This is a genomic window from Mycetocola sp. Y171 (assembly GCF_056713165.1).
The window spans coordinates 160,042-178,694 of the sequence record NZ_JBWYGX010000001.1 but is presented as its reverse complement, the minus strand read 5'-3'; the positions used below and the strand labels follow the sequence as shown (position 1 = coordinate 178,694).

Annotated in this window: 19 protein-coding genes; 8 read left to right on the top strand and 11 right to left on the bottom strand. The window is 65.2% G+C overall.

From position 1 onward, the window contains the following. The first annotated feature begins 30 nt into the window (after positions 1 to 30). On the top strand, positions 31 to 846 hold the full coding sequence (locus AC1M2K_RS00890; protein ID WP_480239462.1) for a helix-turn-helix transcriptional regulator: 816 nt from the start codon (positions 31 to 33) through the stop codon (positions 844 to 846). A 120-nt stretch (positions 847 to 966) separates the two neighbouring features. Further along, positions 967 to 1,986 (top strand): DUF808 domain-containing protein, encoded by a 1,020-nt coding sequence (locus AC1M2K_RS00885; RefSeq protein ID WP_480239461.1) that lies wholly within the window; start codon positions 967 to 969, stop codon positions 1,984 to 1,986. On the opposite strand, the gene AC1M2K_RS00880 is transcribed toward AC1M2K_RS00885, so the two are convergent. Beyond that, positions 1,983 to 2,480, bottom strand: coding sequence for a P-loop nucleotide/nucleoside kinase family protein (locus tag AC1M2K_RS00880; protein WP_480239460.1), 498 nt, complete (start codon positions 2,478 to 2,480; stop codon positions 1,983 to 1,985). The genes AC1M2K_RS00885 and AC1M2K_RS00880 overlap by 4 nt on opposite strands. A gap of 189 nt (positions 2,481 to 2,669) precedes the next feature. Between AC1M2K_RS00880 and AC1M2K_RS00875 the strand changes: the two genes are divergently transcribed. The 3 genes from AC1M2K_RS00875 (at position 2,670) to AC1M2K_RS00865 (ending at position 5,069) form a co-directional block, all read left to right on the top strand. Continuing rightward, positions 2,670 to 2,987, top strand: coding sequence for a hypothetical protein (locus tag AC1M2K_RS00875; RefSeq protein ID WP_480239459.1), 318 nt, complete (start codon positions 2,670 to 2,672; stop codon positions 2,985 to 2,987). Between the two features lie 234 nt (positions 2,988 to 3,221). Continuing rightward, the gene (locus AC1M2K_RS00870) at positions 3,222 to 3,878 is read left to right on the top strand and encodes a hypothetical protein (RefSeq protein ID WP_480239458.1); all 657 of its coding nucleotides are present in this window, start codon (positions 3,222 to 3,224) and stop codon (positions 3,876 to 3,878) included. A 30-nt stretch (positions 3,879 to 3,908) separates the two neighbouring features. After that, positions 3,909 to 5,069 (top strand): DUF1963 domain-containing protein, encoded by a 1,161-nt coding sequence (locus tag AC1M2K_RS00865; protein WP_480239457.1) that lies wholly within the window; start codon positions 3,909 to 3,911, stop codon positions 5,067 to 5,069. A 27-nt stretch (positions 5,070 to 5,096) separates the two neighbouring features. On the opposite strand, the gene AC1M2K_RS00860 is transcribed toward AC1M2K_RS00865, so the two are convergent. The 4 genes from AC1M2K_RS00860 to AC1M2K_RS00845 all read right to left on the bottom strand — a co-directional run bounded on the left by AC1M2K_RS00860 (position 5,097) and on the right by AC1M2K_RS00845 (position 7,774). After that, a complete protein-coding gene (locus AC1M2K_RS00860) occupies positions 5,097 to 6,176 on the bottom strand; it encodes a hypothetical protein (protein ID WP_480239456.1) in 1,080 nt (359 codons plus the stop codon). A gap of 15 nt (positions 6,177 to 6,191) precedes the next feature. Further along, on the bottom strand, positions 6,192 to 6,635 hold the full coding sequence (locus tag AC1M2K_RS00855) for a VOC family protein (protein WP_480239455.1): 444 nt from the start codon (positions 6,633 to 6,635) through the stop codon (positions 6,192 to 6,194). A 65-nt stretch (positions 6,636 to 6,700) separates the two neighbouring features. Then, positions 6,701 to 7,117, bottom strand: coding sequence for a pyridoxamine 5'-phosphate oxidase family protein (locus tag AC1M2K_RS00850; protein ID WP_480237535.1), 417 nt, complete (start codon positions 7,115 to 7,117; stop codon positions 6,701 to 6,703). A 48-nt stretch (positions 7,118 to 7,165) separates the two neighbouring features. Beyond that, complete coding sequence (locus AC1M2K_RS00845) at positions 7,166 to 7,774, bottom strand: hypothetical protein (RefSeq protein ID WP_480239454.1); 609 nt, start codon at positions 7,772 to 7,774, stop codon at positions 7,166 to 7,168. 299 nt (positions 7,775 to 8,073) lie between these two features. Here AC1M2K_RS00845 and AC1M2K_RS00840 point away from each other — a divergent pair, with 299 nt between their 5' ends. Further along, positions 8,074 to 11,814 (top strand): SCO7613 C-terminal domain-containing membrane protein, encoded by a 3,741-nt coding sequence (locus tag AC1M2K_RS00840; RefSeq protein WP_480239453.1) that lies wholly within the window; start codon positions 8,074 to 8,076, stop codon positions 11,812 to 11,814. On the opposite strand, the gene AC1M2K_RS00835 is transcribed toward AC1M2K_RS00840, so the two are convergent. The 6 genes from AC1M2K_RS00835 to AC1M2K_RS00810 form a co-directional block, all read right to left on the bottom strand. Further along, positions 11,786 to 12,217 (bottom strand): hypothetical protein, encoded by a 432-nt coding sequence (locus tag AC1M2K_RS00835; RefSeq protein ID WP_480239452.1) that lies wholly within the window; start codon positions 12,215 to 12,217, stop codon positions 11,786 to 11,788. The genes AC1M2K_RS00840 and AC1M2K_RS00835 overlap by 29 nt on opposite strands. Positions 12,218 to 12,275: 58 nt before the next feature. Next, positions 12,276 to 13,202 (bottom strand): alpha/beta fold hydrolase, encoded by a 927-nt coding sequence (locus AC1M2K_RS00830; protein WP_480239451.1) that lies wholly within the window; start codon positions 13,200 to 13,202, stop codon positions 12,276 to 12,278. A 77-nt stretch (positions 13,203 to 13,279) separates the two neighbouring features. Beyond that, the gene (locus AC1M2K_RS00825) at positions 13,280 to 14,146 is read right to left on the bottom strand and encodes an AraC family transcriptional regulator (protein ID WP_480237530.1); all 867 of its coding nucleotides are present in this window, start codon (positions 14,144 to 14,146) and stop codon (positions 13,280 to 13,282) included. Positions 14,147 to 14,241: 95 nt separating this feature from the next. Then, positions 14,242 to 15,327: a hypothetical protein gene (locus AC1M2K_RS00820; RefSeq protein WP_480239450.1), complete on the bottom strand. Its 1,086-nt coding sequence runs from the start codon at positions 15,325 to 15,327 to the stop codon at positions 14,242 to 14,244. After that, the gene (locus tag AC1M2K_RS00815) at positions 15,324 to 16,103 is read right to left on the bottom strand and encodes an alpha/beta fold hydrolase (protein ID WP_480239449.1); all 780 of its coding nucleotides are present in this window, start codon (positions 16,101 to 16,103) and stop codon (positions 15,324 to 15,326) included. Before AC1M2K_RS00815 ends, AC1M2K_RS00820 begins: the two co-directional genes overlap by 4 nt. Before the next feature lie 30 nt (positions 16,104 to 16,133). Next, complete coding sequence (locus AC1M2K_RS00810; protein WP_480239448.1) at positions 16,134 to 16,553, bottom strand: SRPBCC family protein; 420 nt, start codon at positions 16,551 to 16,553, stop codon at positions 16,134 to 16,136. An 82-nt stretch (positions 16,554 to 16,635) separates the two neighbouring features. Here AC1M2K_RS00810 and AC1M2K_RS00805 point away from each other — a divergent pair, with 82 nt between their 5' ends. Both AC1M2K_RS00805 and AC1M2K_RS00800 read left to right on the top strand, forming a co-directional pair. After that, positions 16,636 to 17,526 (top strand): helix-turn-helix domain-containing protein, encoded by an 891-nt coding sequence (locus AC1M2K_RS00805; RefSeq protein WP_480239447.1) that lies wholly within the window; start codon positions 16,636 to 16,638, stop codon positions 17,524 to 17,526. 77 nt (positions 17,527 to 17,603) lie between these two features. Then, complete coding sequence (locus AC1M2K_RS00800) at positions 17,604 to 18,653, top strand: AAA family ATPase (RefSeq protein ID WP_480237525.1); 1,050 nt, start codon at positions 17,604 to 17,606, stop codon at positions 18,651 to 18,653.

Here is an 18,653-nt window from a genome sequence, read left to right as displayed (position 1 = left end):
GCGACTTGCTGCGCGAGTAGCATGAGGGGCATGGCCAGCGGGGGTAACCGGATCGGTGACTTCCTCCGCGCGCGTCGCGAGCAGATCACCCCGACCGATGTGGGGATCCGCGCGACGACCCGGCGTCGAGTGCCCGGGTTGCGTCGTGAAGAGGTCGCGATGTTGGCAGGGATCAGCAGTGAGTACTACCTGCGCCTCGAACAAGGCCGCGAACGGCATCCGTCGGAGTCGGTCATCGCCGGTCTGGCCCGTGCGCTCCAGCTCGACGACGACGCGACCGTCCATCTCTTCGCCCTTGCTCGACCGTTCGTTCGGCCGACGAGCGCGAAGGCCGACAACGTCGCGGTGGGACTCCGGCAATTGCTCTATCTGTGGACGTCCACGCCCGCATACGTTCAAAGCAGGACACTCGACGTGCTGGCGTCAAACGAGATGGCACGGGCACTGTCGCCAATATTCACCCCAGGTGTCAATCTGGTGCGGGCTGCGTTCCTGGACCCCGACGTGAGATCGCTGTACCGCGACTGGAGTCGGATGACGGAAACAACTGTGGCCGGGCTGCGAGCGCAGCAGGGTGCTGACAACGGTGACCCGACGCTCGGTGCACTCGTGAGTGAGCTGGTCGTTCAAAGTCCGGAGTTCGCCTCGTTGTGGGCAAGACACGACGTGCGTCCCAAGGCCGCAGGGCGATCCCTCCTCTTGCATCCGGTTGTGGGGGAACTCGACCTCCTGTACGAAAAGCTCTCAGTAGGGGAACGCGACACCGGGCAAGTGGTCGTGATCTATCACGCCGACCCGGGCTCAGCTTCCGAAACGCGCCTCGCCCTTTTGAGGGCCGACGCTTAGGAAGCGCTGACGCACGGCAGTCGGTCGAGGGCCGGCCGGCCACCTTATACTTTTGAGCATGCCAATCACGCGAGGCATCCTCGCTCAACCGTCCACCCGTGAGCACTCCGGGAGCGCCCGGTGAGCGGCGGTCTCGTCGCCCTGCTGGACGACGTCGCAGCCCTGGTCCGCATCGCCGCCGCCTCCGTCGACGATGTCGCGGCAGGAGCTGCCAAGGCGGGGGTCAAGGCCGCCGGCGTGGTCATCGACGACGCGGCGGTCACTCCGCAGTACGTGTCAGGGGCTGACCCATCCCGCGAACTGCCGATGATCAAAAGGATCTTCTGGGGCTCGCTCCGGAACAAGCTGCTGATCATCCTGCCGGCTTTGCTCCTCATCAGCGCGTTCATCCCATGGGTCATCCCGTTCATTCTCATGCTGGGTGGCACGTACCTCTGCTACGAGGGTGCCGAAAAGGTCTGGCACAAGCTCCGCGGCCACTCCGCGGCGGAGAAGGCGCCGGCGGTCGAACGGGGCCCAGAGGCGGAGGCCAAGGTCACGAAGGGCGCCATCACCACCGACTTCATCCTGTCGTGCGAGATCATGGTGATCGCGATGAATGAGGTGGCCGACGAGTCCTTGTGGGCCCGGGCCATCATCCTGGTCGTCGTCGCGGTGGCGATCACGATAGCCGTCTACGGTGCTGTCGCGCTCATCGTCAAGATGGACGATTTCGGCCTTCACCTGACCACGAAAGACTCTGCGGGCGCCAAGCGCTTCGGCGAACTGCTGGTCAGGGGGATGCCCGCGGTCCTGGCAGCGATCACCTTTATCGGGACGATCGCCATGCTGTGGGTGGGTGGTCACATCATGCTTCAGGGTGCCCACGACCTCGGTTGGCACCTGCCGTACGACCTGGTCCATGTCCTCGAGGGACCTTTCGCCGGCATCCCGGTGGTGGGCGGATTCCTGGCGTGGCTCGTCAACACCCTGTGCTCGGCCGTCCTCGGACTCGCCTGGGGTCTCATCGTCATGGCCATCCTGCACCCGCTGCTGAAAGTGCTGCCATTCGGCAAGGAGAAGGGCGGGCACGAAGAGGGCGACCTCCGCGCGGCACTCGCCGGTGATCGTCCGGCAAAACGCGACGTCGAATCTTCCTAACGGTGCACGATCGGTCGATCGAACAGGGATAGCTCGTCCTCGTCGGGTTGTTGGAACCGGTGCAAACAGTCCTCCAGGAGTGCTTTGCTTATCGGTACCGTTCCGCGTGTCGAGACGGCATTGCGGGCTTCGAGCCGCCGCCAGAGCTCATCGAACGGAACGTCGAAGTAGTGCATCTCGGTAACGGCGTCGAGCGTCTTCGCGAGTTGGCGGAGCGCATCTCTTTCTTCTCGTTTCCAGGTCCCGTCTTCCAGAATGACGCTCTGCCCGTGCTCGAGCAGTTCTTTCCAGAGCGAGTTCAGCCGCATCTGCAGGTTGTCGCGCATCTGATCGAAGTAGTCGACACCTAGATCCGCCATCCATTCATCCGTACTGAACCGGATGGCACCCGTCTCTCGTTCTCTGTCGCGTGCAACCGTGGTTTTACCGGATCCCGGCAGACCACAGAAGAGGATGAGGAGGGGGCGTTGCGCCGCGTTGTCTCGGGCATCCATGCTTTCTCCGGGTCTCATGCTCTTATCGTGAAGCGTCCCGGGGCATTGGTTGTCCGAGGGTGGCGTGTGGTCGATCGTAGCCGTCGCGGTCTTCCGGCGACTGTTCTCGAGTTGATTTATCCCACTCCTGGTTCACTCGAGTCGTCGGAGGGGGTTACGCGCGGCCGGAGAGTAACTGATGATGAGCCCATGAACCTCCAAGTTCTCACCTGCGGCACGCGCGGGACGTTCCGGATCGTCACCGCCTCCGGGTCCGAATACGTCCTCGTCAACGAAGAGGACCAGCCAGTGACGCTCACCCGAATCCCGGGCGAGCGTCCGGATTCAGAACAACTCGCGGGGGACCGGGCAGCAATGCCGGTGGCCGACTTCGATACTGTCCGTGTCGGCGAAGAGGCAACGTTCCGGCTCCAACCGGAGAACCGGAAGAGCAAACCGGTGAGCAGGATCACCTCCGTTGTCGTCGAGCTCGTTCATATTGAGGCGGCAAGCGAGCGGACCCACTGACACCGTTCGGATGCCGCTCGTAGGTTCCTCCAAATCACTGTCGCGGTCGCAACGCTTCCACCTCAGTAAGGGGGGCAACGCGTTCCCGCGGAGGGTGCTGGCTGGCGGTATGTTGAGAAAGCTGACCGACGCCTCAGCGCGATCGCGCCCGGCGCCAGAGGCACGAACTTGCACCGCGCCCGTATACCGCGGATGAGGCGAGCGCCCGCCGGCACCGATCCGAAGGTTGAGAGCATGACAACGAAGATGTGGCGGGGCGTCTTGTGGATGCTTGGGGTCGGCCTCGCGGGAATGTTGCTCTCCACGTTTCTGCCTGGACGACGTCGCAGCGGCCTCACCCTGGAACAGCGGATTGAACTCTGGCAAACCGTGACCGGCCCGGCCGTTCTCGCCGTGCTCGCGCTCGCAGCCATCATCATCTGGGTGTTGTCGCGTTTGCGAGCACGGAAAGCACGGCGAACGTGGCAGCTCATGGGTGAGGAGCGGCCATTCGACGCGAGGTACCTGGTGTTCGTGTACCAGCGAACCCGTCATGACCTCGAACGTCTAGGTTGGCGCCTCAACGGATTTGGATTCGCGCCCGTGCCGATCATTGGTGTTGCCTTCGGCACGGACATCACCTTCTGGGAGGCCGGCCACCCCGAACCGACCTTGCGCGTCAGCTATGCCGACATCTACGGCATCGTGTTCGCCGAGGAAGCCGGCGACTGGCCCCGTCCGGCGTTGGCGCTCCAGTTGGACGGTGACCCGGAACCTTCTCGTAACCGCCGCGAAGCGCTGAGACGGCGTGACCTCATCCTCAGTCTCCGCGACGCCGACCGCAAAACGGTCAGCGAGGATGAACAGATGCTTATCCTCCGGCAGATCGAAGCGAAAGCGGTCGCTTCATGATGCGACGTAAGACCAAATGATTGGTGAACCTTGAGTTTTGACCTGCGATCCATTGACGCGCCGGCATGGCAGAAGGCCCTCGATATCGAAGCGGAGAAGCGGGCGCTTGGCGACGACTGGCTGGCCATCCCGACTGGCAAATGGAACCGGCTGATCGACCGTCTCCTCGCCGCCACGGACCGGGCGATTCGGGAAACCGATGTTGTGGACCGGCTGCGTGCTGCCGTTCCGGACATCACGGACCAGGCCGATCGGGACTTCGTCTACCTGGTGATCGCTCCACTCGTGGTGTGGGAAGCGGAGGACGTCGACACGGTCAGGAACGATCCACGCGTCGCGCTGACGTCCGAAGAACTCATCGGGGCGCCGGCACTGTACCTGGCCGAGAACACGGCCGGTGATCTCGAAGACATTTACGGATGGGATCTCGCGGACGAGCTGGATCACGACGAGCCCTTCCGGAACCTGTCCCGCATCGGAGGCACGCCCTCTCGAGTGACCGGCCTGCGGTTGCCCGAAGACGCCTTCCTCCTCCAGATCGACTTCCGCGGTATCCCGAAAGACCACGCGGGTGACCCGCGACTGTTGCGGCTGCTCCAGAGTGTGGGCGTTCCAGGCGACGGTCTGCTCCAGGTGTTCCACACGACGACCGGTGACTCCCGCACCGATCCGGATGTTCCGGGGGGAGGAGCGACCCTGCGATATCTACCGGAACCCAGCCTCGCACATCGTCTGCCGCTCGATCTGGACGCAGAATGCGCGGTCTATCCTCCGTCGCGAGCCCAAGCGAGTTTTGGACTCAGCTTCGGGAACGGACCCGCCGTCACGGATCGCTCAGCGGAGACGGTGGTCGAGCTGCAAAGCCTCGCCGACATCTGGGCGCGCAATGGCAACTTCAGCGAGGAGTTCGAGGCATCCACCGATCCGTTCACGCGGACCGAGCTGCCGGCTACGCGGATGTTCGGAGTCCAGGGCTACGACTTCGACCTGCCCGATGAGGATGTCGACCTGCTCAAGCGAGAGCTACCACTCGTCGGAGACGACCGACACGTTCTGATGCTGAACATCACTGGCGAGCACAGCTTCGACTCGGTCTTTGGCGACGGCGGACGACTCGAGATCTGGATCCGTGACACCGATCTCCGCGCCGCCCGCTTCGAATCCGTGGTCTCCTTCATCCGCAGCACCTGACTCTCTATCGGGTCCAGCGTTGAGACCTCAGTCGGGGTGATTGATCCGGTCGCCGCCCCACGTCAGATCGGCGTCGATGCGAATGGGGAATACCTCCAGGCCTGGCGTCTGCACGAGTTCCCGTATGAGCTCCGTCGTGCCTGCAACGAGCGTCGAGTCGAAGTCGATCTCGGTGGCGAGCACCCACGAGTGATCATCCGGCCAGATGATGCTGGGCGACTGCGACCACCGGTTCCCATCGATCCACGGCGCCCGGTCGGGCCAGGCAGGGTCCGCAAAACTGTTCGCGCCCGCTTCGAACAGGATGTAGTGCCGCCCCGAGTCTCCATGCAGATCGAAATGTGGACCGGAAGCGACTTCGGGGGAGAGCAGCCCAGTACCTGGCACCGGATCATTGAGGTCCGGCCGCCGAAGAGCCCTGATCTGGTATCTCGCCCGGGCGAGTCCGCGCCGGGTTGCCGCAGCAAGTCGGTCACGAAACGACGGAGAGGCGAGCGGCGCAGCAGTTCCGTCGGAAGGCCATCCGGCCATTGGCTCGAAAGCGAGGTACCTGACCCCGCCAGAACTCACGAGCCCGCCCCATCCCTCCCAGATCGCAGCGACACCGGAATCCGGAGTCGTCGTGTGGCGAGCGAGAACTTCCGACGCCGCCGCGAGCGACAATGTGTCAAGACAGCCTTCGGCCGGGCTGTCATAGGACCATCCATCTGCGGCGATCCCGCCATCATCCCCATAGTCGCCCCGCACGAGCCGCGCGTACTGCGCCTCTGCGTGCAACGTGGTGTTGAACGATGCCGCGGCATCGGCCCATGTAGCCCGCTCGGTCTCGAGCAAATCATCGTGGTCTTCGATGACTCCCAGACCGTCGTAGAACGTCTCGCGATCAACGCCATACCAGGACTTTGTGGCACGCGGGCGATCGCGTTCGACAGGATGGAATATCCGCGCATATGCCTCGAAGCCGCGTGGAACAACGGACAGGATGCTGCCAAACGGCTCATCCTCCACCGGCCGGAGCCACTCGCCCCGCGCAAGATCAGGCACCCATTCGAATTGTTCCGGCATGCGCCAATCATGCTCTATTCCGAGGGCCTCGCCTCGCGTCACCTGCGGCCCGCCGATTCAGCCGTCAGCCCTTGTCAGTTCTTCAGCGAGCATCACGATGATGCCGCTGGGGCCTCGGACGTAAGAAAGCTTGTAGACGTCCTGATAGTTCGCCACGCCCCGAAGCGGATAGCATCCGTGCTTCGCCGCAATGGCCAGGGCTTCGTCGATGTTGTCGACCGAGAACGCGACGCGGTGCATGCCGATCTCGTTGGGAAGGGTCGGGTTCGTTTCGATCGCGTCGGGATGGATGTACTCGAAGAGCTCCAGCTGGCCGTGGCCGTCTGGCGTTTGAAGCATCGCGATTTTGGCGTGGTTGCCGTCAAGCCCGACGGCAGTGTCGGCCCACTCGCCGCTGACCGTGTCACGGCCGATGACGGTGAGGCCGAGGTCGGTGAAAAAGGCGATTGTTGCTTCGAGGTCGCGAACGGCGATGCCGACGTTCTCCAGTTTGATGGGCATGCGTTGCAGGCTACCAAGCCCGGACTGCTGAGCTCCAGTGTGGCCGAGCAGGCCGCAAGCCGATCTCAACCGGCCGTTATGAAGCCTGGCGAGACGAGGAAACGATCGATCTCGATTCGGAGGGCGACCCGGGATGGGTTGGGTCGAGGTTCGCGGTAGCGCGCAGAGTAGCGGTCGACGGCGCGGGCGACGGAGATCTCATCGGACAGGACCTGTGCGGTGCCCTCGATCGTCGACCAGTGGCGCCCGCTTACCTGGCTGGCTGCGATCCTGCCGTCGGCGGAGATGTGGGTGACCTTGTGCGAGCCTTTGTTCGTGATCACCCAGGCGCACTGTTCGTCCAGGTCCAAAGCGACACCGACCGGGACAAGGTGCGGCCGGCCGTCGGCGCGAACGGAGGCGAGAGTGCACAGATGCCGCTCGGTCCAGAAGTTCAGGAGGAGCGAAGGGAAGTCCGTCCAATCGGGTTTCCACGAAGTCACTCGTCCATTGTCGCAGGTGGTCGGATGCCGCCCAGGACGTTCGCGCGATCACCCCTCGCGAAGACGCACGCCTGAACTCTTCAGCTCGAGCTGGGCGAGGGCACGCATGACGCCCTCGTCGCCGCGCCGCCAAGCGCTCATCGCATCCGGATCAATCGTCGAGAGAGTCGAGAGCTCCTGGGTGGCGAGTGCCCGCAAAGCGAGCAGGTCGATGCCAGCTCCTGATCGGACTGCCACTTTGGCCTGCCCGGCTTTTCGCGCGAACCGGATGCGTGGGATGAGCCAGAGCAGGAGGATCATGATGATCGGCAGGGCGGCGATCCCGACGCCGAGGCCAGTGGCGAGCTGATTGACGGCGACCTGCTGGCTCTGCCCGGCGGCCTCGAGTGCACCACCGGCACCGCTCGCGTCGTCGAAAGGTGCCCGGATCCCACCGCCGATGAGCGGAATTCCGCCGAGGGTGTCGCCGACCTCGGTCATGGTTTCCTCGAAGCCCGCGCCCGCCTCCTCCATCTGCACGCCGAACGCGGCGAGATTCTCGACGAGCAGGTAGACGGTCACGCCGAGCCACACCCACGCGCCTATCAGGATGATTGCGAGCACGTCGCCGATGATCTGGCGGGTTCTGCGAGGGCCGAAGTCCGAGTAGAAAGTCATCTCCTCATGATGTCAGCGACGATCGGGCCCGTTTCAACGGGTTCGTCCGCGCGTGGTTGCTGTGCTCGGCATCACGGCCTACCGAGTCGCCTTCAGGCGTACGACCGTCCCGTCGGTTAGTGCCGAACCACCCCACCTCTGGGACGCGCGCGCGACGCCATGGCTCTGTAACGTCGGTGGTTCTGTCGCCTGCGCTGACTCTGCCGGCAAGAAGACCTCCCTACCTGTCAGGAGCCAACGATGGACAACGAAACCCGGACCATGAGGTCGGCCTCCGCAGGCACCGCGGTGACCGAGGCATGACCATCCCGCAGGTAGTGCAGCCCTGGAGCAGCGTCGCGATCAGCATCCTCCTGGACACCAGGTCGTGCCCGGTATGTCAGGCAGACGCGTTGGTTGATCGGCGCTGCCACAACTGCGGCGTCGAACTGACCGAGGACCTGGCGCTCGAACTCTGGGACGCTTCGAAGGCGGCCGCGCAGGCGCTATATGCACGTCAGGACGTGCTCAACCGGGTCACTCGTCCCGAAGTTGCACAGGCACCGGTCCGTCCCGCGCAGACACCGGGACCGCAAGCACCAGGGCAATCCGGCGCACCGGCGAGCGCGGCACCCCGATCCAGCGCGACGGTGCAGTCCGTGCTGGCCGTCGCGGGTGCAGGACTGTTCGCGGTCTCCGCGATCGTCTTCACCTTCTTCAACCCCGACCTCACCGATCGCGCACTCCGCAGCGTGATCGTCGGCCTGATCACCATGCTCTTCCTCGGCGGTGCGTGGTTGCTTGCTCGCCGCAACCTGCAGTTCTCGGCGGAGGCCGTCGGCGGCCTCGGGATGGTCTTCGTCGCCCTCGATGTCTACGCGTTCTCGGAACTCGCGCCGATCGGGGTCAGCGCGTGGGCGTTCGCCGCGGTTGGAACGCTCGTCAGCGGCGCCGTGATGGTCTTCGTGGCGACGCGAGCGCGCATCCGGAGCTGGCTGTGGATCTCGCTCGTCGCGCTCACCGTCGTTCCCGCCATGCTGGGATACGCGGGCGGAAACACACTGGCATCCACCCTCGGTCACCTGGGAGTGGCGTTCGCGGCGCTCGCCGTGATGGCTGCGATACCCCGGTTCGCGCCGCGGTTCGATGGGCGCCTGCGGTCGGAGGAAATGACGATCTCGACGCTGCAGGTCGTCGCGACCCTGATCGTGGTTGCCCAGATGTGGTTCATCGAATTTGCCACGACGACCGAATTCTGGATGACGATCGCCGCTCTGCTGGCCGCGGTCGCGGTGCTCGCCGTGTTCGCGACGCGCAACCTCGCCAGGACGTTCTGGAGCGCTTTGAGCGGAGCTGCTGGCATGGCCGCCGCCGTCAGTCTGCCGTTCGCCCTCGACCTCGGAGCACATGATGCGTCCGTGTGGTACCCCGCCATCACGCCCGCGGCCGGGGCCGCCGCGCTGCTCGCACTGAATGCCCTTGCTCCGCGATCGCGCACCCTCAGACGGCGGCCGTTCCTCCGCGGCGTCTTCGCGGTCATCGGCGTGGTCGCGTTCTCGACCGCTTTCCTCGCGACGTCGATCGCGGCCGCTACGGTGATCGGCTCGCTCAGCCGCGTCGATCTGAGCGAGAACGTCATCCTCCCTCCCAACGGTGATCTCGCCGTTGTGCTCGGCCTCGTCGCCCTGTCGGCAGGCTTCGGAGCGCTCTCGGTGATCACCAGGCGCACCGGCCCTGCCCCGATGGATGTCCCACAGCGCTACTCTGCCTCCCCGAAGCTGCCGGAATCGACCGGTTCGCTGGCGCTCTGGCTTGCCGCCCTCGCCGGGCTGACCTTCGCCTGCCTTGCCGTCTTCCCCCTGTGGCTGCGTATCACGATCGCCCTGGGTCTTGCCGTGGCGACAAGCATCGCACTCCTCACTGTTCCCCGAATCCGGGACGCCTCGCTGAGGATGCGGCTGCCACTCGCTGTCGGCAGCCACTTCGCGGTACTGCTGGGCGTTGCGTGTTCCCTGGCGGACGATGCAGTCATTGTTTGGGCAGGTGTCGCGGTCGTCGCCACCATCGCGGTCGTCGCGCGGACCATCCCGTCGCAGGAGCGGTTCGTGCACGTCGGTGCAGGCTACGCATACGCGCTGTTCGTCTTCGCGACGGCGCTCGACCAACTCGGCGTCGGCACCATCCCCCTGCTCTGCCTCACCACATCGCTCGCCTCGGTTGGTGCGATCGCGGCAACCTTCCTCCGATGGGTCGCACCTCGGTCGTGGTACGCGATCCTGGCCGTCACCGCTGTGCCATTCCTGATCGGGGTCGTGCAGGTGATCTTCGAGCGCAGCGGCTGGACGGCGCTCTCGACTGCCCTTATCTTCCTGCTCGCCCTGACGCTTCTCGTGACCCGCCGCGCCGGCCTCGGAGTCGCGCTCCGCGCCATCGCCGCCGGTCTCCTCGTTCCGTCGCTCGCTGTCGTCGTGGTCTGCCTCGGAGCACAGGTGCTCCTCAGCAGCGCTTCTCCGGTGACGCTTCCGGTGATCGCCACCATCGTCGCCGTCGTGTTGCCCAGCACCGGCCTGATCGCCTCGGTCCTGACCAAGCGCGGCATCGTGCCCCGTGATGCGTCGGCTGCCCGGATCGCGATCGAAGCCTCTACTCTGCTCACGGGCGCGATCGCTGTCCTGCTGGCGCTGGTCCGCGACGCGGCTGGTCTGCCGACTACCTTCATCGTGCTGGTCATCCTCGGGCTTGGCGCAGCGGCGACCTCATTCTGGGCGAAGCGCCGCTACGGGTGGTGGGTCGCCGCAGCCGCGTTCACGGGTGCGCTCTGGTGCCTCTGGGCCCTCGCCGGTATCGACGTCCTCGAACCGTATCTGCTCCCACCGAGCCTGGCTGCCGCGACGATCGGCCTGATCCTCACGGCGCGCGGCTCAGGCGCCGTGCCGCTCTATGCGACCGGACTCCTCATGGCCGTCGCGCCGATCCTCGTGGTCCTGGCGGTGTCCGGCTCGGAAGCCAACGCGCTCGCACACTGGCGTGGGTATGGGCTCGTCGCTGCATCGTGGTTCCTTCTCGGCCTCGGCCTGCTGCTCGGCAGGGGCACTTCCGAGCGCGCCGGATTGTTGCGGGCTCTGCGCGTGCCGACACTGGCGATCGCGATCGCGGCCGGTGCGGCGGGTGCGATTCAGGGCGTTCGATTCGGGATCGGCGCTGACACGATCATGACCGGCGGCGTACCCCTCATCTTGATCTGCTCCGCCGTCGGCATGGCGGGCGCGCTGCCGGCAGCTTCTGCCGCGAGGGGCATCCGCTCGGCCGCCGAGGTTGGATCACGGTTGGCCCGCACCCGTTGGTTGTATGCGCCCGCTGCGTTGTACGTCGCGGTCGCGACGTGGGCGGCGATCGAGCGCGACTGGTTCACCATCTGGGCGATGTGGTCGCTCATGCTCGCGTACCTCGTCATCGTCGTCGTCATCGCCTGGCGGTTGCGCACCCGACCGACCAGCCTGCCGCCGGTGTGGTTCACCTTCGCGATCGCGTTCGTCACCGCGATCGTGGCGTGGAGTCCACGAGATCTGCGTGTCGAATGGTTCTCGCTGCCGCTTGGCCTCTTCCTGCTCGCTGCAGGCGCCGTTGTTTTGGATGCTGCGCGCCGGCATCCGGGTAGCGATCGTTGGCGGGGCAGCACGGTGGACAGCTGGCCGGCAGGCTGGAGCGGCTCATGGCCTCTGCTCGCCCCGGGCATCGTGACGATGATGTTGGCATCCGTCATCGCGACCTTCACCGATCCGCTGACCTGGCGGGCGATCTTCGTGATCGTGATCGCGCTCATCGCCATCCTCGTCGGCTCGAGTCTCAAGCTCGCGGCGCCGTTCCTGATCGGCATCGTCGTGCTTCCGGTCGAAAACGTGCTCGTGTTCCTCGTGCAGATCGGCCGGGGGATCGAGTCGATGCCGTGGTGGATCACCCTCGCGGTCGTCGGCGCCGTTCTTCTTATCATCGCCGTCACCTATGAGCGCCGAGCAGGCGAGGAGAACAGCATCACTGATCGGCTGAGGGACCTGCGCTGAGCGTTTTTCGAATCGTTGGCATCTGGGGTCTGCGTGCAGCGAACTCGATTTCGCCGGCTTCCGTTGTGAGGACGATGACCCGGTGGTCGAAGCCGGACCAGAAGCACTCACCGAAAACGGGCTGACGGGAGTGCGCGGCGAGGTCGATCACGCGGATGGCCTCATCCTTGAATCGGATGACGCCGGGGCTGATCGTGGTGGGTCCGTGGCGCCAGGCCTTGGTGAACCCCGGAAGCTTGCCGGAGACAACGCGGATTCCGCAGTGGAACGTCGACCCTCTCGCGAGCCGACGGTCGTTCCAACGGGTCACCGGATCGACGACGAAGATATCGACGAGGAACGAGCCCACGCAATACAAGACGAGCAAGACGACGAATCCGGCGATTGCGAGGATGATCTCCATCTCGCCAGAGTAGCCAGCCTTCGGGCCGCTCACGGACAAGCTGCATAGCGGCTTGCCGTCAGAGCGGATCTCTCGCCGCGGGCGACACCGAGGCGAAGAACTGGACGATGAGTGTCGAGGTGGGGCCGGGTGCTTCGTCGGCGACATAGTGTCCGGCATCTTCGACGAGCGCGAGGCGCACGTCGGCGCCGAAAGCGCTTGGATCTGCGAAGACCTTGCGTGTGACGTGTGGAGGAAATCCGACGTCATCGGTGCCGAAGACGAACAGGGACGGCATGGCGAATCGGTCGTGCCGGTAGGTCCCGCGGATGATCCGTCCGAGTTCGGGGAGGACCATCCGTCGACACAAGGGCGCCGCGGCCCGCGAGAGTTCGGGATCCCGCAACAACGAGACGTAGAAATCGACGACGTCCGGATCCATCCGTTGTGCCGAGAACTGTGAGAACAGGTGGCGCGGCAGGCGTCCCGCCCGCAGGAGGGCAGGCCCGATGCCCGGGATCGCGAGAGCCTCCTGGTGCCAGAGGTGCCGCATGCCGGGAGTCATGTCGAACGAGAACGTCATCTGTGGCGGCGGTACCGACAACATGACCTGCGCAGAGAACCGTTCGGGGGAGTCGAGGGTGAGCTGGAAGGCGCTGATCGCGCCCATGTCGTGGCTCACGAGTCGCACCCGGTCCAGCCCGAGCGCATCGAGCAGGGCGATGACGTCCTCCGTGCGGCGCGTCCGCGTGATCGTATCGAAGGGCAGGTCGCTCCATCCCTCGCCCCTCAGATCCGGCGCGATCGCCCGGTACCCGGCCGCGGCGAGCGCAGGCATGAGGTCGCGCCACTCCCACCACGTCTGCGCGAATCCCGACAGCAGCAGCACCGGGTCGCCTGAGCCCAGGGTGGCGACATGCATCCGTCCGTCCGCCAGGGCCACGAATTCGTGATCGACGCCGTCGACGACCGGCATTGCGGGTCTGGCTGTCATTGTGGTGGTCATGTCGCACCTCCTCGACACTGACTGTTTGTCGTGCGCCTAGGATACGCTCAATACCACTACGTTTGTAGTGGCCTTTTTCAGGCGCGTTCGATGGGCAGCCACAACTCGGTGGTCGCGGTGCTGAAGTCGGCGGCGCGCTCGAGCACGGCCACCATCGACGGACCCGGCCTCAGCCGCCAGGGGTTGGATGGGAACCAGTCAGTGGCGGTGGCGGCCCACGTTGATTGCAGCGCCGCGGGGTATTGCCCTGCCGAGCGGAAGACCGCCCACGCACCGGATGCGACGTCGATCGTCTCGAGATCGTCGGGCACCGGCGTTCCGTCACTGACGGCGACGCCGTGCAGGTACGTCAGCTCGCTGCCCTCGGCGTAGTCGGGGTCGACGTCTGCGCTCACTTGGAGCAGCCCCGCCGGCTCGGTGTTGCTCAGCGCCTTGAGCCGAACGTGTTCCGTATCTGGCAACGAGGCAATGTGCGCCTGGATGTGCGGGTTGGGGCCGTTGTGGATCAGCGGTACGCGAGCGGCGTGGCCGATGAGCCGGAAGGCCGGTCGATCTGCGATACGAGTTTCCATCGTGGTGTTCCCTTCTACGGTCAGGCGGAACCTGAGCTGTGGTTGTGTTCGAAGGGGGCCACCGTCTCGACGGGCATCACCGGCGCTGACGCCGTGCACCGCCCGGAAGGCGCGGTTGAAGGCCTCGGTGGAGCCGTAGCCGAAGCGCACCGCTGTCGCCAGCAGGTCGCGACCGTCGATGACTTCAGCGGCCGCGACGGTCATCCGCCGCCGCCGGATGTACTCGGACAACGGCATGCCGGCCAGAGACGAGAACATTCGGCGCACGTGATACTCGGTCGTGCCGAGGCCGCTCGTCAGGCCGGCGATGTCGATGTCTTCGGTGAGGTGTTCCTCGACGAAATCGACGACTCGATTCAGAACTGCGATCACGTTCTCCTCCTTCGGCCTCCAGACTGCTCGTCGATCCACCCTCTCGCCCGACTTTTGCGGTTCGATCCGATCGCGCCGTCCGGAGCGGCGCCCTGTCACCGGTTGCGAGCGTGCCATTCCCGGCTCGACAAAGTCCGCGGAGGCTGCCAACCGCTGGTGTCCTTCTCGATGAGGCACCCGCGGGGCAGGTAGAAGTCTGGTTCGTTCCGTCGGATTCCGAGCGCTCGACAGTACGAATTCATCCGAGCCAGGGTGAACCGTTCCGGGATCCGCTTCGCTTCGTAGGCAGACTGGTCCTCGAATTCCAGCGGCTCTCCGTAAAGGTCCCACCGCCATCGGGACTGGAACGAGGTCTGGATGCTGCGGGTGGAGTCGTCTGCATTCCTCAACCAGAACGCACAGTCACCGAAGCTGACCACTGAACCGTCACGGACCGTGTGGGGTGAGTAACTCGTTCTGAGGCTTCGGCATCGGAGTCTGCGCCCGACGACATCGTGTGTACCGATGTCGCTGCCTTGACTGAAGATCGCCGTCCAATTCGACCGGGTCTGCACCAGAATCTGCTTCCACGACGGCATCGCCCAGGGTTCCAGCGCCTCGAGCATCGTCGGCAGGATCCCGTCCAGCCGCGTGGACGTGCGGCCGCCGAGTTCTGCCACCCACGCGGTCGCTTCGTCGACAACAGCGTCGAAGGGAGCGTCGACGAACCAGATCGTGCCGGTGAACGCAGCCAGCGATCCGTCGAAGAGCTCCCCGGAGACGGGAACCGGAGCCGCTGAGGGCTCCGGTCCCACGGCACTCTGCAACGCGGCGGCAACAGCGTCGGCTGCCTGTCCGTCCGGCAACGAGTCCACCAACACCCGCAGCTCCGGAACCAACGCTGCGGGCACACCGATCCACCTCAGCACACCCGCGGCGTCCTCGATCCGTTCATCGTCCTGGCTGGCCAACTCGTGCTCCACCCATGCCAGCGAACCGACTCCTTGAGCGACCAGGCCCCAACACGCGCGGGCCCGAGCGTGATGCTCACCGTCCGAGAGAGCGCGGTCGTGCGCTCGGGCGTAGTCGTCGACCGAACCGGCGAAATCTGACAGCTCCAGCTCGCGCCCGGCACCCGACCCCGCCGCAACATCCTGGGGGAGACGGTCCAGAATGCGCCCGGCACCGGTGTCGCCGCTCATCGTGTCCGATCCAGCCACTCATCGATGAGGGCGCCGAACAGTTCGGGTCTCTCATGCATGAGTGCGTGGCCGGCACTCTCGACGACCGCGAGGGAAGCGTGCGGATACCGATCGAGCAGATCCGTCGAGTCCGCGTACCCGACAGCCGAGTCGCGTCGCCCTGCAACGATGAGGGTCGGCGCCAGGAACTCACTCGATCCGACGTCCACGGCCCAGCCGGAGAAGATGCGCTCCAGTTCGGCTTCGGCAGCGAGCGCCGTGCCGGGAACCACGTGATCGAGGTAGCGACGTGCGGTCTCCCGGGTGCGCACGACGAAGTACTCATCGAAACCCGCGCGATGTTCGAGGGGGAGGTCATCGTAGGCGTCGGGGTCCTGCCGGGTCACGCTGTGGTCTGGGACACTCTGCGAGGTCTCGCCGATCGGGCAGATCGCGGCCAGACCGAGCACCCCGTCCGGTTTCGCCGCGGCAAGTCCTCGGGCAAGGTAGGCGCCGTATGAATGCCCGACCAGCAGCACAGGTCCAGCGCCCAGGCGATCGAGGAACTTTGCGAGCAGTGTGATCACATCAGTGTTGCTCGAAAGACCATCCGCGGTGGAGCGGCCCATCCCCGGCAGATCCGGATAGATGCGGCGGTACCCCGTGCTCGGTATCACTGCTTCCAGTGCCGCCTCGATTTCGCGGTGATCGACCCCGGCACCGTGCAGTGCCACGAGGGGGGTTCCATTACCGTGCTCGACGTAATGGACCAGAACTCCGTCGATCTGACATTCCATAGTCCGTCATCGTAGCGACCACGCGCCAACTCAGCGCGACTCGATGAATGCCTTCAGCCTGGCCAGCTGCACACCGTCCTCCTTGGCGATCGCCGAACGGATCACCTTGCCCATCAGCTTCATCGGTCCGCTGGTCTCGACATCGGCCACGAGCGAGACGGCGGTACCGTCACCCGCCGGTTCCAGCGCATAGGTGTAGTCGGCGAGCACGCCGGGCATCGTGCTCGACATGGTGATGAGCCTGCCGGGTTCGAGCGCGGTCACGGTGGAGGTTCGGTCTTTACCGCGGGCGATAAAGGTGAGTTCTGTGCCGACCGCGATATCGCCGGCCGCACGCATGTCGCTGACCCCTGGCATCCATTTCGATGCCGTTGACCAGTCGGTCAGCGTCTTCCAGACGTCGTGGGGTGACGCCTGGATCGTTGTGTCGTCACAAAAAGCTTGAGGCATGATGCATCCCTTCTTCGCTTGAACACTAGGAGCCAGGGCCTTTGCACCGATTGGATAATCTTTACCCGCACAGAGGAGCCCGATGGAATTTCTGCAACGCACACCGAGCGGAGCTCTCGACGGCGTCGTGCGCTCGCTCTGGCTGGTGCGCGGGCCGGTGCAGCAGAGCCGTGAACGCATCTTCCCGATGCCGTTCGCCCATCTGATCGTCAATCTTTCCGGTCCATACCGAGCGACCGACCCGCTGAACGGCGTAGCATCCGAGCCCCTGACGGCTGTGTTCTGCAGTGGGCTGCAGTCGCACTTCACGCTGAGCGAGAATCCGAAGACAGTGTTCAACCTCGGTGCCGTCATCGAACCGGATGCCGTCGGCCGGCTCGGCCTGGAACCGTCGGTGATCACGGGCAGAGTGGTGAACGTCGAGGCCGTCCTGCCCGAAGTCGCGCGGGTGCGCGAGAACGCCCTGGCTGCGGAAGATCTCGATGGGGATCTCGACACGGCCGCAGACGCCCTCCTCGATCACGGGGGAAGGGCACTCGATCGACCGGGGCACGGGAGCGAGGCGCTGCTGGACGCCCTCGACGCCGCTCTCGTGCGGTCATTGCGCGGCACCGCGCCCGATCCCGTCGTCCGGCGCGCCGTGGCGGTGCTCAGCGAACATCCGTCCCGCTCCGTCGCATCGGTCGCTACGGAATTCGGCCTGTCCCACAAGAGCCTCATCGAGCGATTCCGCCGGGCAACGGGCGTCACACCGAAGTTCTACGCGACGGTCGTCCGGTTCCACCGCCTCATCGACGAGCTTCCGCTCGGCGACGACGTGCCCTGGGCAGAACTCGCGGCGGCGACCGGTTATTACGACCAGTCCCACGTCATCCGCGCCTTCAAGACGTTCACCGGTTTCACGCCGCAGGACTACTACCGCATCGCTCGCACGCACGGTCGGGAGTCGGCCCGGTTCGTTCCCGTCGATTGACCGCAAGACAGTGCGCGAATTCCCAGCGGAGCGGGGGATTCGGTCGATTAGACTGACCGAATCGTGGGTGGGCGCCGATGCCCGACTGCCACGCGACTTCCGGGGAGAAGCCCGCTGTGACCTTGACTGCCGAACCGAACACGCCCGTCCAGCCGGCCGAATTGTCGCGAGCCCACGACATCCTCACGACGATCGTCCGTGCATACGGCACGAAGGTCGTCGGGCAGACCAGCCTGCGCACCAGTCTCCTCGTCGCCCTGATGACCGGCGGGCACGTGCTGCTGGAAAGCGTGCCTGGCCTGGCCAAGACGACTGCTGCTGAGGCCATCGCCGAATCGGTGCAGGCCAGGTTCAAGCGCATCCAGTGCACACCAGACCTGCTGCCGTCCGACATCATCGGAACTCAGATCTACGACCCGGGAACAGGGCGGTTCGACACCCAGCTGGGGCCTGTCCACGCCAACTTCGTCCTGCTCGATGAGATCAACCGGTCGAGCGCGAAGACCCAGTCGGCCATGCTCGAGGCGATGCAGGAACGCCAGACCTCCATCGGCGGTGTGAACTACCCGCTCCCGCAGCCGTTCCTCGTGCTCGCCACACAGAACCCGATCGAGCAGGAGGGCACCTACCACCTGCCCGAGGCACAACTCGACAGGTTCCTGATCAAGGAGATCCTCGCCTACCCGAGCCTCACCGATGAGGCAGAGATCGTGCGCCGCGTCAACGCCGGGGTCTACGACTCGCAGGCGACCGAGCTGCCCCATGCGTCGATCGACGACGTCCTCTTCCTGCAGGCCCTGGTCAGGAGGGTCTACCTTGACCCGTCGATCCTCAACTACATCGTCCAGGCAGTCTTCGTGTCGCGGAACGCGGCACAGTACCTTCCACCAACGCTGGCCGGGTACATCCAGTACGGCGCCAGCCCCAGGGCATCGATCGCCTTCAGCGCCGTGGCCAGGGCGCTCGCCCTCCTCAATGGCCGCGACCACGTCATCCCTGAGGACGTCAAGTTCTTCCGCCACCAGGTCCTCAGGCACCGCCTCATCCTCGGCTTCGAAGCGGCCGCGGACAACGTGGAACCTGACACCATCATCGACGCGATCTTCGCGGCGATCTCCGTTCCGTAG

Excerpts from the sequence above, each read along its gene's own strand:
- AC1M2K_RS00890 (WP_480239462.1), top strand. The coding sequence starts at position 31 with ATGGCCAGCGGGGGTAACCGGATCGGTGACTTCCTCCGCGCGCGTCGC.
- AC1M2K_RS00880 (WP_480239460.1), bottom strand. The coding sequence starts at position 2,480 with ATGGATGCCCGAGACAACGCGGCGCAACGCCCCCTCCTCATCCTCTTC.
- AC1M2K_RS00875 (WP_480239459.1), top strand. The coding sequence starts at position 2,670 with ATGAACCTCCAAGTTCTCACCTGCGGCACGCGCGGGACGTTCCGGATC.
- AC1M2K_RS00870 (WP_480239458.1), top strand. The coding sequence starts at position 3,222 with ATGACAACGAAGATGTGGCGGGGCGTCTTGTGGATGCTTGGGGTCGGC.
- AC1M2K_RS00855 (WP_480239455.1), bottom strand. The coding sequence starts at position 6,635 with ATGCCCATCAAACTGGAGAACGTCGGCATCGCCGTTCGCGACCTCGAA.
- AC1M2K_RS00845 (WP_480239454.1), bottom strand. The coding sequence starts at position 7,774 with ATGACTTTCTACTCGGACTTCGGCCCTCGCAGAACCCGCCAGATCATC.
- AC1M2K_RS00840 (WP_480239453.1), top strand. The coding sequence starts at position 8,074 with ATGACCATCCCGCAGGTAGTGCAGCCCTGGAGCAGCGTCGCGATCAGC.
- AC1M2K_RS00835 (WP_480239452.1), bottom strand. The coding sequence starts at position 12,217 with ATGGAGATCATCCTCGCAATCGCCGGATTCGTCGTCTTGCTCGTCTTG.
- AC1M2K_RS00830 (WP_480239451.1), bottom strand. The coding sequence starts at position 13,202 with ATGACCACCACAATGACAGCCAGACCCGCAATGCCGGTCGTCGACGGC.
- AC1M2K_RS00820 (WP_480239450.1), bottom strand. The coding sequence starts at position 15,327 with ATGAGCGGCGACACCGGTGCCGGGCGCATTCTGGACCGTCTCCCCCAG.
- AC1M2K_RS00815 (WP_480239449.1), bottom strand. The coding sequence starts at position 16,103 with ATGGAATGTCAGATCGACGGAGTTCTGGTCCATTACGTCGAGCACGGT.
- AC1M2K_RS00810 (WP_480239448.1), bottom strand. The coding sequence starts at position 16,553 with ATGCCTCAAGCTTTTTGTGACGACACAACGATCCAGGCGTCACCCCAC.
- AC1M2K_RS00805 (WP_480239447.1), top strand. The coding sequence starts at position 16,636 with ATGGAATTTCTGCAACGCACACCGAGCGGAGCTCTCGACGGCGTCGTG.
- AC1M2K_RS00800 (WP_480237525.1), top strand. The coding sequence starts at position 17,604 with ATGCCCGACTGCCACGCGACTTCCGGGGAGAAGCCCGCTGTGACCTTG.